Source organism: Robiginitalea rubriflava (assembly GCF_052540725.1).
In genome coordinates this window covers 1119328-1132659 of record NZ_CP199309.1, presented here as the reverse complement: position 1 = coordinate 1132659, position 13332 = coordinate 1119328, and the positions used below count along the sequence as shown (strand labels likewise).

General features: G+C 45.0%; 9 protein-coding genes. 3 read left to right on the top strand and 6 right to left on the bottom strand.

The annotated features are described in order from the left end of the window. Positions 1 to 27 precede the first annotated feature (27 nt). Complete coding sequence (locus ACT6NU_RS05210; RefSeq protein WP_445383405.1) at positions 28 to 291, bottom strand: hypothetical protein; 264 nt, start codon at positions 289 to 291, stop codon at positions 28 to 30. A gap of 222 nt (positions 292 to 513) precedes the next feature. On the opposite strand from ACT6NU_RS05210, the gene ACT6NU_RS05205 reads away from it, so the two are divergent. After that, positions 514 to 2307 (top strand): Na/Pi cotransporter family protein, encoded by a 1794-nt coding sequence (locus ACT6NU_RS05205; protein ID WP_445383404.1) that lies wholly within the window; start codon positions 514 to 516, stop codon positions 2305 to 2307. Positions 2308 to 2312: 5 nt separating this feature from the next. Here the strand turns inward: ACT6NU_RS05205 and ACT6NU_RS05200 are convergent, their stop codons facing one another. Then, positions 2313 to 4607, bottom strand: a complete 2295-nt coding sequence (locus ACT6NU_RS05200) for an anion permease (RefSeq protein WP_445383403.1) — start codon at positions 4605 to 4607, stop codon at positions 2313 to 2315. 78 nt (positions 4608 to 4685) lie between these two features. Next, positions 4686 to 5891, bottom strand: a complete 1206-nt coding sequence (locus tag ACT6NU_RS05195; protein ID WP_445383402.1) for a porin — start codon at positions 5889 to 5891, stop codon at positions 4686 to 4688. A gap of 370 nt (positions 5892 to 6261) precedes the next feature. Here ACT6NU_RS05195 and ACT6NU_RS05190 point away from each other — a divergent pair, with 370 nt between their 5' ends. Continuing rightward, positions 6262 to 6615: a toxin-antitoxin system YwqK family antitoxin gene (locus ACT6NU_RS05190; protein WP_445383401.1), complete on the top strand. Its 354-nt coding sequence runs from the start codon at positions 6262 to 6264 to the stop codon at positions 6613 to 6615. Positions 6616 to 6687: 72 nt separating this feature from the next. Here ACT6NU_RS05190 and ACT6NU_RS05185 read toward each other — a convergent pair whose 3' ends face one another. Together ACT6NU_RS05185 and ACT6NU_RS05180 are read right to left on the bottom strand one after the other, a co-directional pair. Next, entirely contained in the window at positions 6688 to 7860 is a 1173-nt protein-coding gene (locus tag ACT6NU_RS05185) for a multidrug transporter (RefSeq protein WP_445383400.1), read from the bottom strand. Between the two features lie 21 nt (positions 7861 to 7881). Further along, entirely contained in the window at positions 7882 to 10707 is a 2826-nt protein-coding gene (locus ACT6NU_RS05180; RefSeq protein ID WP_445383399.1) for a TonB-dependent receptor domain-containing protein, read from the bottom strand. Positions 10708 to 10896: 189 nt separating this feature from the next. Between ACT6NU_RS05180 and dgt the strand changes: the two genes are divergently transcribed. Continuing rightward, positions 10897 to 12243 (top strand): dGTP triphosphohydrolase, encoded by a 1347-nt coding sequence (gene dgt / locus ACT6NU_RS05175; RefSeq protein WP_445383831.1) that lies wholly within the window; start codon positions 10897 to 10899, stop codon positions 12241 to 12243. Here dgt and ACT6NU_RS05170 read toward each other — a convergent pair whose 3' ends face one another. Further along, a complete protein-coding gene (locus tag ACT6NU_RS05170; RefSeq protein ID WP_445383398.1) occupies positions 12244 to 13314 on the bottom strand; it encodes a DUF3078 domain-containing protein in 1071 nt (356 codons plus the stop codon). Positions 13315 to 13332 lie beyond the last annotated feature (18 nt).

The following is a 13332-nucleotide window of genomic DNA, read 5'->3' as shown; positions in this document are numbered from 1 at the left end:
TAAAGAACGTCCGTCCTAAACCTTAACCTAATTCTTGGGATGTTCCATTGAAGTAGAGTCATTCCCGGTAGGATGTTCCCCTGCGGTGGAATCCGATTCGCTCGTCGGGTGTTCATCTGCAGACGGATGCTCGCCCCCGGCTGGATGTTCCTCTTCAGCTTCAGCTGCCTTCTGCTGTTCTGTGCTCTCTTTTTTCTTTTGATCCCTGCAGGAAGATACCGCAGTTGCTCCCACAAAACCTGCCAGCAGCAGGACAAGGGTAAGTAGTTTGAATTCTTTTAACCGTTTCATATGATTTATTCTTTGATTTAAGGTGGTCTGTGCACTTTGGTTGCGCAATAAAGATCTCTTAAAGGTACTAAATATTTCAGCTGGATGATATGCAAGGGGTAAACCTAAGGAAGAGTAATGCTTTATGAGCACCATATTCTGCACCAATATGCCATAGGTCAATATTTTCCATTAAATTGATCATTGGAATTTTGATGTTAATGATAAGAATAGCTTAACCACATGGAATACGGCTTGTCCGATATATTGCAGTTGATTGGGGCCCTTGGCCTGTTTCTTTTTGGTATGAAGGTGATGAGTGAGGCCCTGACCGACCTGGCCGGGGACCGGATGCGGGCCATCCTGCAAACCATGACTTCCAACCGGTTCATGGGGATTTTTACAGGTTTTTTAATCACCTCGGTAATACAATCTTCCTCTGCCACTACCCTGATGGTGGTCAGTTTTTCCAATGCTTCCCTGCTGACCCTTACAGAAGCACTTGGGGTGATCATGGGGGCGAATATCGGAACCACCATTACCGCATGGCTGATAACTCTGCTCGGGTTTAAAGTGAGCATGAGTGCCCTGGCCCTTCCCCTGGTTGGATTTGGATTTCTATTTACATTTTCCAAAAGGAAACAATGGCAGTATTGGGGCGGTTTTATAATTGGTTTCGGGTTGCTTTTTGTGGGCCTGCAATTTTTGAAAGATGCCATGCCGGATATACACCAGAACCCGGAAATCCTGGCATTTTTGCAGCGCTATACAGACCTCGGATTTGGTTCTGTCTTGCTCTTCCTGCTTATCGGGACGCTGTTAACGGTAATCATTCAATCTTCTTCTGCTACCATGGCCCTTACCCTGGTTATGACTGCCGAGGGGTGGATCCCCTTTGAACTGGCGGCGGCTATGGTGCTTGGAGAAAATATAGGCACAACCATTACGGCCAATATTGCTGCCTTTGTGGGGAATTTCAGGGCCCGGCAAACCGCTTTTGCTCACTTCATATTCAATGTAATTGGAGTGGTATGGATGCTGCTGTTATTTTATCCTTTTCTGGACGGGATCTCATGGCTGAGCCAGGAGTTGGGATCTGCCTCCCCCTATTTAACAGCAGCTGCAATTCCTGTGGCTATTTCGCTTTTCCATACGAGTTTTAATATCTGCAACAGCCTGCTGCTGGTTTGGTTTATAAACCCTATTGCCCGCCTGGTTAGCCGGGTGATCCCGGAAAAGGAAGCCCCTGAAAAGGCCATAGAAGAACCCAAGTTCCTCAATGAAAAAGTCTTGTTGTTCCCGCAGACAGCCATAGCCTCCCTGGAACAGGAATCCCGTTACCTGTTTGAACATGCGGTTTTTGAAATCGTAGCACATGCTTTAAATCTGCACCGAACCGATATATTATCGGATCTGAAAGCCAAGCATGTGATCCGGATGTCTAAAGAAAACTTGCAGACAGACGTCCGGGCCTTATACCTTTTAAAAGTGAAGCGGATCTACAGCCAGATTATTTCTTATGCCATTCATGCACAAAGCGACCTGGACCTTTCAGAAAAACAGCACAGGCGAATTATGCAGATCAAGTTTGCCAACAGAAAAATGGTGGAGATCATCAGGGACGTAAGCGAACTGAACCGGAACATTTCACTTTATAAGGAAGAAGGCCATCCTGTGATGCAGGCGGAATACGATAAATTTCGCAAAAAGATGGTAAAGGTCCTAAGGGCAATACAGGTGTATCGGGCCGGGGCCAATAAAGAGGTAACCTCCGAAGTCTTGCTAAAATTATCAGAAGAGGCAAAGGCCAATATCCATCAGGGTAATCTGCATATAGATAAGCTGATTCGAAACAATAAGGTAAGTCCGGAAATGGCCTCTTCCCTTTTAAATGACCACGACCATCTGAATGAAATGATCCAGAAACTGATTATTGTGGCAGAACTCTTATATGGGGAAAAGGATGTGATGGAATCCATCACACCCTCTTCTTCCAATTATCAAACTCCTGTCTTTGAGGAAGACCAACTTCTGTAAGTCACCTACTCTGAAGGAGCAGGGAGGGTATTTAAAGTCCCTTCATGCGCTTCGCGATACTGCTCGAGAAGGTTCATTGTAGCGCTAACAAAATCCTTGGTTTCCAAAAGTAAAGAGAAGTACAGGGTCGTGTTTTTAGGGCTTGATTCTTCCGTACGGGTACGGGACACTTGTTTTTCAATTTTCTCGGTAACCATATCAAAAATCTCCTGCTTCGCCCCTAAGACTTCGCTGATTTTGTCAAAAGTCTTCTTATTGAAGATTTCCATGGATTGAGTAAGGATTTGATCAAGCCTCAGGTCAATCTCTTTCAGCTCTTTAATCTGATTGTATTTCAGCTTCTTGTGATTGTTGTTAACGTGCTTATGACTTACTTTACCTATATATTCAAGGGATTGAGCCATGTCCTGAAGGTCTCCCAGAATATTGATATAAAAATTACTCGCACCTACACTGGTCTCATCTAGATTTTTAATGAAGTAGAATATACTGTCGCGTAAATCATCAATTTCAGCAGAAAGCTTGGCGCCTTGTTTTTTATTCTTATTCAGTAAGTCAAGATCCTGTTTGGCCAGTCCATTAATGGAATTGGTATAAATCTTATTGCTGCGCTTCAGTACACTGGAGATGTTGTTGGCACTTTCCAGGATTACCCCATGTAAAGAGCTCGCCTCTGCCCTGCGAAGACCGTCTTCAGCCTTTAGCTCACTGCTTTTCTTTCTATGGGAAATATAATTTCTGGCAAGTAGCAGGATGGCTGCAAAGAGCAGAACCCCAATAGCAGTACCTTTCCCAAAGCTGATAATGGTAAGGATAATACCAGCGGCAAAAAATGCTATTAAAGCAGTCATAAACCAGCCTCCAATAACGTTTAGCACACCGGCAACCCTGTAAACAGCACTTTCACTTCCCCAGGCTTTATCGGCCAGGGAGGTGCCCATAGCCACCATAAAAGTTACGTAGGTGGTAGAGAGGGGTAGTTTATATGAAGTCGCAACAGAAATCAGGATTCCAGCTACCATCAGGTTAACCGCCGCCCGCACCATATCAAAGGCCGGTAATTCGTGAACCTTACCTTTAGTTAATTTGATAACGGGTTTTTTAAAGCGACCATCTATTTTTTTCATCACAGAATCTGGAATAACCGTTCTGGTATACGTATTGATCAGTATGGCAAACCGAACCAGAAACCTGGAAAAGAAATGGGGCTCAAACCGCTCTTTGGTTTCCCCTTCCCTTGCCAGGTTTATTTCAGTATCTGCCACATAACGGGCTTTTTTGGATAACCAAAGTGTGACCACCATGACCATTCCGGAGAGGAACAATAAAATTGTGGGAGTAGGTACTTTGGAAGAAAGTACATTCATACTAAAACTTCCGGCTTCCACACCTGAAGCTACCCAGGCCTCGTAAGACTGGTACGCGGCTATTGGTACACCTATAAAGTTCACCAGGTCATTACCGGCAAATGCAAGGGCAAGGGCAAAAGTTCCCACTCCGATAATCAGTTTATAAATATTGGTTTTGGCCAGGATGATCAGGGCAAAAGATAGAAGTGACCAAAAAACAATACTCAAAGCAATGATAGGGATTACCTGCGCTTCCAGAAAGTCAGATATTTTCATGCCTCCAATAATATCATAAGTCTCTCCTGCAAAAGGAGTGCCTTTAATCCCTTTCATGAAGATGAAATAGGTAATTGCAGACAAGGCGATCCCTCCGAATAAGGCACCCACCCATTTTGCCTTTTTCTGGAAATCATAAGAAAGCAGCAACCGGCTCACCCATTGAACCAAAGCCCCAATGGAAAACGCTACAACCACAGACAATAAAATACCCAGAATAATCTCGGTAGCCTTTGAAGTATTGATATAGTTTAAAGTATCGAAAAAGCTTCCTCCGGCAGATGCAATTTTAATCATGGCCATTGCTACCGCTGCACCCAACAATTCAAACACGATGGATACTGTAGTTGAGGTGGGCATTCCCAGGGTGTTAAAGAAGTCCAACAGGAGAATATCGGTGATCATCACCGCCATGAAAATGAACATTATTTCATCGAAATAGAATTCTCCCGGATTGAAAATCCCCTTTCGGGCCACTTCCATCATTCCGCTGGAAAAAATAGCCCCAAAGGCAATCCCAAGGCTGGCTACAATCATTATTGTCCTGAATGAAATAGCCTTGGAACCAATGGCTGAATTCAGGAAATTTACCGCATCATTACTAACGCCTACCACCAGGTCGGCAACGGCTAGTGCGGCTAGCGCAATAATCATTAAGAGGTAAATATTATCCATAAAAATTATTTAAAAAATCAATTTACAAATATCAATTCAAAGTCTGATGAGCAGGTTACCTAAAAGTTATTTTTTAGATTAAAAATGCAGGTCAAATTGCAGGCGGTACATCAGCTCATCAGCAGCATTCCCTATATTCAGATAGCTGACATCTGTTTGAATTTTTAGCTTGTGGCCCACTATATATCTGGACAAGCCCAGGGTATACTGAGTCTGCTGCCCTCGTCCGGTTATAGCTTCATCCAGATTGATCTGGGTGTAGCGCCCTGAAACCTCCCAGTTATTCTTAAAAAGGTAGCCCGACTGCACATTAATTCCATCCCCAACCTGCACAATGTCTCCCGTAAGCGAACCATCTGCATTTTTCGCAATGGGGTCATCTGCACTTCGGGAAGCGTATTCCACCATTACTGAAAGCCCCTGGTATTTAAACATGGCGTCTACAAACAGAGTCTTTATGGATGTTTCATACAGACCTTCTTCGGTAAACATATAGGAACCCAGGTTACTTCGGGTACGGACAGCATCCTGATTATAGTCATAGGTAGAGGCCAGCAGGAGCTTAGGTTTAGCTTCTCTTCGCAGATCGCTTCCGCTGTAATCTCCCCCCTTGGTAAACTCGCCAAATGGCAATAATTCCAGACGGGCTGTGTATTGATATCCTCCGAGGTTTCCTTCAGTTACGTTTCGCCCTTCACCCTGTGAAAAAGCAATTATTTCACGCATGAGGAAAGTGTCTGAAAGCCATGTGTGGTGCCTTAATTGAAATCCGATATCCCGGTCGATATTAAACCTGGCATTAACCAATGAGCGGTCTACCTGTTGCAGATTCCCGGAAGAAATTACCCGCTCAATATTACCCGGCAATTTGGTTTGGCCTGCCCATAAAACAAAATTCTCATAAAAATTCCATTTTACAACTGCGTCCATAATATATCTCGGACTGTTGCGGGTAAATGGAGAGAGGCCAGACATATCCCTGTTGGAGAGTCCCAGCTCAATCTTGTATTCCAGTTTTGGGGTAAAGGCAAAGCCGTCAAATTTAAGCCTGGACCTTCTGATCAGGAAATTGCTCTGTGGATCTGCCCACCCGCCATTTTGATTTTCGGACCAGTCTGTTACCGTGAGAAACTGCATACGCAGGCCAATCTTCATGGTCCAGGATGAATCCTTTCCAACCAAATTAAACAAGCCTTTACCAAAAGCAGGGGCATTGGCTTCCTGTGATTGCAGAGTAGCAGCAAAAGCAAAAAAAGCCGCTAAAGCTAAAAGATAATTTTTCATTAAAGTTTAGTTTTTTGTCACCGCAAAGAACCGAATACAGTGTTAATAAAAAGTTATCTAAACTTTATATGATGGGCTCAAAAAAAAAGAACTACCCGGGCCCGGGTAGTTCTGCGTATTCATAAAACTAGAGTTGACAAAAACTAAACTTATTATGAAATACTGAGTTGATGTATATATACTCTTCAAAAATCAGATAATCAGGTGACCATACGGTAATCTGAATATTAAGTAATTATCAAATTTCAAAAGATTGAAGAAATACAGAATACTTAAAACCAACAACTTGCGTTCTTATGTAAAGAAAATGTTACCAAAAAGTTCATTTTAGGTTAATAATAATTATCTTTATTTTACAATTACATTGGTTATGAGAGCCTTACTATTTATTTTATTTCTGGCCCCTGCCTTATTTTTTGGGCAGAATGAGAAAAAAGCAACATTCCTGAAAGATCAAAATCTGATTGAAGTGGTTTATTATCACGACAACGGAATAGTAGCCCAGAAAGGAACCTTTAATCTGGACGGTAAACTTCACGGGCAGTGGGAAAGTTTTTCGGAACAAGGGGATAAGATTTGTAAGGGGTTATATGAGAATGGCAGAAAAAACGGGAAGTGGTTTTTCTGGGATAAGGATTTGCTCAGGGAAGTGGATTACAATTATAACGCCATAGCCGCAGTACATGAATGGAAAGAGGCTACTAAAGTGGTATTGCAGAAATAGGACAGAACCTAAGCTTATATACAAAAGGCCGTATCCCCGGGGATACGGCCTTTTTTTTAGAACTGACTTAATTTACCTAATACCTACTGTCCAGCCGGCACCCCAGCTGCTAACATCTGTTCCGCTACCGTTTCCGTCTCCGGAAATAAAGTCACTTTCATCAAAAGTGAAGCCAGTGTCATTCTTTAGCTTTGTGGTCACATTTGTGAAGGTAACGTCGGTTACACTGAGGAAACCATCCAATACGCCCTGTCCGGTAGGATTATCTCCGGTATCTCCGTCCAGGTCAAAAGCCTCATCGAAGTCGATTAAGAGCACGTTGTTAAAAAGACCCTGGGTACCTGCCCTCAGGCGAATCGCTTCGCTACCGTCATTAGCGCCGAGCACAGTGACATTGTTAATGTTTGGCCTTGAGAAATAGCCACCTGCATTGTTGAAATCGACATTATAACCATCGCATTCGAAAGCCTTGTCGTGTGAAACACCGTGCTGTATGTACACATCTGTTAGTGTACCCGTATATCCTTCGGTCCAGTCAACAGAATCGTCTTCTGAATTCACAACGACCAATTGGCTGACGTTTACAGTGCCTCCAAAAAACTCAACTCCATCATCGGAGCCTTCGAAAATCTGGATATGATCAATAACAGTCCCGTTTCCTACTCCATAGAGCGAAAGGCCGTTTAACTCTGCATTCCCGTCAATAGCGCCCCCGGCGTATTCGATTCGGACATATTGCAGGGTCCCGGAATTATCGGCCGGGCTGTTCCCCCCATACGAAAGGTTACCCACTTCTGAGGTAGCCGTATCCGCAGAACCATCTGCCGTAGAATTAATAGGGGCAGTACCGCATATTACCAGGCCTCCCCAGTCTCCCGCACCAGGGCTTGTGGAACTGGAAGTAAAAATAATCGGTTGGGAAGGGGTGCCGCTGGCATTGATTTGTGCCCCTTGCTGAATAGCGATAAAGGCGTTTACGCCAACAGGCTGGAAACGTATTGTCATACCAGCCGGGATGGTCAGGGTAGTTCCACTGGCCATAAGTACAGGACCACTAACCAGATAGTCCGTATTGACATCCAGGGTCAGGTCTTCTGTATAAACCCCGCTTAGGTTAACGGTTTGGTCTCCGGGTTGTTCTCCGTCTTGGATATCGTTGATGATGATCTGTGCGGTATCGTCACTTTCGCAGGAAATTGTAATGCATAAGGCTAAAAATCCAAGAAACAGTAAATATTTTTTCATTGTTCTAAAATTAAAGGTGTATTAAAATTTATAGGCAAGGGACAGCCCCATATTTATTCCCAGGTTGTATTCACGTATTACTACATCACCGATACCCGTGTTTTCTCTAACCAGTGCGATATCCGGATTTAAAAGGTTTTTAGCGCTAAGGTTTACTTCCAGGTGTTCCCCTATGGCATTTTGCCAGACGAAATCCAGGGTAGGTACGGCACTTTCTACAATATTGCCCAGGCTTCCCGCACCCAAAGAAAAGATGCGTTCCGAGAAATAGGAGAACACCAGTGTCGCCTTTGGCTTATAGTTTCCGAAAACCGGGCTATAATTCAGGTCGGTATTGATAATAAAAGGGGAGGCCCCTTCCAGTTCGTCGGAAGTGCGGTCAAAGGTTGTCCCGAAGGTGTTCTGTGTTCCTGCCGGGATATCCTTCAGGTCCTGCTCGGTGTGGGTATAGGCGGCATTTAAGCCCAGGGATACTATCGCGTTATCGTCTGCATCACTAAAAATATTTTTGCGAACTTCCACTTCCATCCCATATATATTGGCCTGCTCCCCGGTACGGAAATAGCGCTGCGTACCGGTAGCATCTGCGGCAACCACCCTGTTAATAGGGTCCTTAATGGTTTTGGCAAAGGCCGACAGGGAGAGGATTTCTCCCCGTTCCATGAACCATTCATATTTAAGGTCGTAATTGAAGACATCCGAATAGGTTGCGCCAGTACCGTCAAGCCCCCCCAGCAGGTCAGGGTTACCACCCACCCTTTGAGTAACCGATTCGTATACAAAAGGAGCCACCTCCTTAAACTCGGGGAAAGAAGCTGTTTTACTAAAGCCGAACCGCAGGTTGGCATCTTCTGTTAGTGCATAGCGTACGTTCAGGGATGGGACAAAAATATTTTCGTAAACATCCCGCCGTCCCGGATCGTCCGGACGAATATTGATTACATCGTATTCAACTTCTTGCGAAAAAGATTCCAGGCGAATGCCGGGCACCACAAGCCACTTCTCACTGGGCGTCCATTGTGCGTTTACAAAAGCGGCGTGTATATTAAGGACCCCTCTATACGTGTTTTCCGGAAGCCCCGGCCTGTTGCGGTTTCCGATTTCATTGCTGATAGGATTGAGAACAAGCAGGTCCCATAAGCCGGTACCGTTCGGGATATCGATATTTTCTACATTAAAAATACTATTGAAATTATTGACATCGGTTACTGGGGTGTTATCCCTGTCCTGGATTTCATACCCGTAGCGGATACTATTGAATTTCCGTTGTTTTCTCCTGCCGTTGTATCCAAAGCCAAGGCTTAGCTTTTCAGATGCCTCGTATCCCAGGTTAAAAAAACTGTTCAGCTCGTCATCATCAATAGTCTGGAAAAAGCGCTGGTTGTCAAAAGGGATGTTGGTATAAAAAACAGGGTTGGTGTTTGGATCATTATCAAGTGCAAACTGATAGTTCTCCAGTGTAATCCGTTTCCGGTCGGGCTCATCGGAAAAGACTTTGTTAAAGCCCACACCCCAGTCCAAAGTAAGCTTATCATCAAAGTTGTGCTGACCATTAAGCTGGTTTACAAAGATCATGTCCTGGTTAAACTGTACGTTCATCACATAAAAGCCCTGGTCTGTATCTATTATCGCATCCCGGTTGGTTCCATTCCCATTTACCCCGTAGTAACCAACAGCATCCTTTGAACTGTTGATAAAAAGGCTGGTATAATTGAGTTTGTGGGAGGGGTCAATCCGGTAGGTAAGATTGGCCATGGCGGTGGTTGTGGTATTGTAAGCGTATTCGTTTACTTCCGGGAAGTCTACTTTTAATACGTTTGTGAAATCGCGTGCAGGACCTTCCCGGTACTCATAGCCACTATCAAAGCTGGCAGAACCAAAGACGCTTATACGCGATTGTTCCCCAACATTCCAGGAGTATCCCCCTTCCAGTGAGCCGTTTAAATTAACAGGTGTCCAGGCCGATTGCGGATCTACCCCATGAGATAAAACCACCGCAAAAGGGTCGTTGTCATATCGATTATAGAATCCATAAGCAGAAGGCCCTTCGGAACGCACAAAATCTTTTCCAGACGCATTGGTGTTCAACCCACTTCCGGTTGAAAGCTTGAAATAACCGTCACCTACATATTCCCTGGAGTCAATATTTACATTCCCGGCGGCAAAGTCCGAATAAAATGCCGAGCTGTAAGCCTTGCTTACCGAAACATTGTCAAGAATTCCAGAAGTAAATAAATTCAGGTCCAGGTTTTTCTTGTTTACGTCATTTGAGGGAAGGGAAAGGCCGTTCATTGTTGTATTCTGGTACCGGTCTCCCAGCCCTCGTACGTATACGTCATTGGACCCTTGTTGTTTGGAGATCCCGGAAATCTGGGATACCGCCACAGCTGCATCATCAATACCTTTTAATTTCAGGGCTTCGGCACTAATGGCTTCCTGAATAACCGTGGCTTTTTTCTGCTGCAGCAAGAGTGCAGCTTCCGAATCTCTGGAAACTGAGGTAGTAACAACAACTTCATCCAAGGAAACCCCTTCGTTGGCAGACATGGGAACATTCACCTCCCTGTCCTTTCCGGCTTCAACAACTACATCCGGAATTTCTACCGTTTCATACCCCAGAAAACTGAAAACCAGAGTATAAGTACCGGCATCCAGGCCGTTTATTTCATATAAACCGTCAAAATCAGAAGTGGTGCCTTTGGTAGTTCCCTTTATCAGTACGTTTGCAAAGGGCAGGGGGTCATCGTTCATTTCGCGATCTATGACCTTCCCCACAATGGCTCCGGTTTGCTGACCGTAAAGTCCGGCACTTATTAAAAACATGATAATAAGTAAATAATCTTTCATTCCAATGAATTGAATTCGGGGGCAAAGGACGCAGGCAGTTGTAAGTTTGGGGTTAGCTCTGTTTTAAACCTTTATTGTTTTATTGTTAGGGAAATGTTAGGAGGTTATCGCAATGTTAAATTGTGGGAAAAGCCTGTGCCGCCTCCCCTGGAAAAAGTACTATCTTGCGCTTTATTTTGATTAGGCATGATGCACTGGGAACAATTGCTCTCCCTAAAGAGACAGGGGGATACTAACAAACGTTTACGCAAGGAACAGGACCCTACCCGCCTGGGGTTTGAGGTAGATTATGACCGGATTATCTTTTCCCCTTTTTTCAGGAGTTTGCAGGATAAGACCCAGGTAATTCCGCTCTCCAAAACAGACTTTGTACATACCCGCCTTACCCACAGCCTGGAAGTTTCTGTTGTGGGACGCAGCCTGGGCAGGCTAGCCGGTACCTGTATCCTGAAACAACATCCCCAATTGGCCGAAATCCATGGCTATGGTTTTAATGATTTTGGGGCCATTGTAGCTGCCGCTGCCCTTGCCCACGATATTGGAAACCCACCATTTGGGCACAGCGGGGAAAAGGCCATAGGAACTTTTTTTTCACATGGTGCCGGTAAACGTTACAGGGAATTACTTAACGAGAAACAGTACGAAGATTTATTGCGTTTTGAAGGCAATGCGCATGGTTTTCATTTACTTACGGCTTCAAGAGAAGGCGTGCCTGGCGGGTTGCGTTTAAGCTATGCCACCCTGGGGGCGTTTATGAAATATCCTAAAGAATCCCTGCCGCATAAACCTTTGGACCATATAGCAACCAAAAAGTTCGGATTATTTCAAAGTGACATTCAGGATTTTACCGAAATAGCTGAAGATCTGGGCCTCAGGCCCATGGAAGGCGTAGACGGGAAAGCGTTTTGCCGGCACCCGCTGGCTTATCTGGTGGAAGCTGCAGACGACATTTGCTACACTATTATCGATTTTGAAGACGGGATCAATCTGGGACTGCTTCCTGAGGATTTTGCACTGGAATATCTGATCAAGCTGGTCAAGGACCAAATTAATACAGAAAAATACCGTGGAATCTCCCAAATGCAGGACCGTCTCGGCTATTTAAGGGCCATTGCGATCAACACCCTGGTGCAGGACGCGATTCGTATTTTTATGGAGCAGGAGGAAGCTATCCTCAAAGGGGATTTTTCAAAATCCCTCCTGGATCACAGCCGGTATAAGGCCCAGATAGAAGATATTCTCAGTGTTAGCGTAGACCGGATATACCGATCTTCAGAAGTTGTTGAAAAGGAAGTGGCCGGATACCGGATCCTGTCGGACATCCTGGAGGTGAGTACCACTGCGATAGTCAATGATTTACGGGGGAACCCCTCGGCCTTTGACAAACTTATCTTGCAGATGTTGCCGCTGCATTCGGTTGAAGACGGGCCGGATGCCGTTTATAAGGGATTATTGCAGGCCAGTTCCTTTGTTGCCAGACTCTCAGATGGGGCAGCGGTGCATATCCACAACAAGATCAGCGGAAAGCAACTCTGATCAAAATTTGTAGTTAATTCCTATCCCCAGCTGCTGGCGGAACTGAATACGGGGCTCCCCCGGGCTGATCACTTCCCCGTTAGGGCCTTCTTCCCGGTCGAAAAGGATATCGTCATCGTAAATGGTCTGAGTAACCACGGTAGCAGTCATAAATTCATTCACCTTGAAGTTAAATTTAAGCTGCCAGTCAATATCGATGTTCCCGAAAGAACGCAGGTAATCACCATATAAGCTGATGTTATGGTTCACCAGTACGTTTTTAGCCAGTTCAAACTCCCATTTGTGCGTTACCAGTAACCCCAGCTCTGCATAAAGATTTCTCCCGGGGGTGATCACATTCCCTTCTGCGTCGAGGGTTGCTTTTTCCACACCGAAGGCTCCCCGGTTGGCCAGTTCCTGATCGAGTACAAAAGTGCCCTTAAAGGTAAAGGGGGATAAATACAAGTTGAATTTTTTACCCTCCGGGATATAGGAAGTACCAGCCCCCAGGAATAAATAACCCGGAGACATAAAACGGGAAATCGGGTTTTCCCGGTTGGGGTATTTAAAACCGTCTGCAAACTGTGTGTTGAAGTTCGCCTTAACGGAGTAATACCAATTGCTGATGGTATCCCTTCTGTATCCTATGGTACTGCTAAAACGGATCGCATCGTCCGTTTTCCGCCACTTGCGCCCTTCCTGGGCGTTCCAGCCAAAGCGGAATTCCAGGTCATTGTCCCACTGGAAATAACGGAATTTATAATTCCGCACAAAGTAAAGTTTGGCAAGTGCAGAGACGGCGTTGTCACCCCCGGCATTCCAGTTCACAAAGGCAACTTCACTGAGTTGGATATCCAGTTCATTTATCCTTTCCCAGAAAGAGGGTACCCTGAACCTTTTCCTTCGTTTGGTAAGCGGGCGTGTAGCATTGAAGGAAATGACCGGATTGGTAAGCGATACGCCTCTTGGAATGAGGCGGAGCGGATCCTGAAAGGCCCTTATAACAACCGTGTCAATAAGGGTGGTATCGGGTTCTGGCTGAAAAGGGAGGGAGTCCTGCCCCCTTCCAATCCAGCAAAGCAGCAAATGCAATGAAACAAGCGCGATTTT

Coding starts and splice junctions, on each gene's coding strand:
- ACT6NU_RS05210 (WP_445383405.1), bottom strand. CDS start 291: ATGAAACGGTTAAAAGAATTCAAACTACTTACCCTTGTCCTGCTGCTG.
- ACT6NU_RS05205 (WP_445383404.1), top strand. CDS start 514: ATGGAATACGGCTTGTCCGATATATTGCAGTTGATTGGGGCCCTTGGC.
- ACT6NU_RS05180 (WP_445383399.1), bottom strand. CDS start 10,707: ATGAAAGATTATTTACTTATTATCATGTTTTTAATAAGTGCCGGACTT.
- ACT6NU_RS05195 (WP_445383402.1), bottom strand. CDS start 5,891: ATGAAAAATTATCTTTTAGCTTTAGCGGCTTTTTTTGCTTTTGCTGCT.
- ACT6NU_RS05200 (WP_445383403.1), bottom strand. CDS start 4,607: ATGGATAATATTTACCTCTTAATGATTATTGCGCTAGCCGCACTAGCC.
- dgt (WP_445383831.1), top strand. CDS start 10,897: ATGCACTGGGAACAATTGCTCTCCCTAAAGAGACAGGGGGATACTAAC.
- ACT6NU_RS05185 (WP_445383400.1), bottom strand. CDS start 7,860: ATGAAAAAATATTTACTGTTTCTTGGATTTTTAGCCTTATGCATTACA.
- ACT6NU_RS05190 (WP_445383401.1), top strand. CDS start 6,262: ATGAGAGCCTTACTATTTATTTTATTTCTGGCCCCTGCCTTATTTTTT.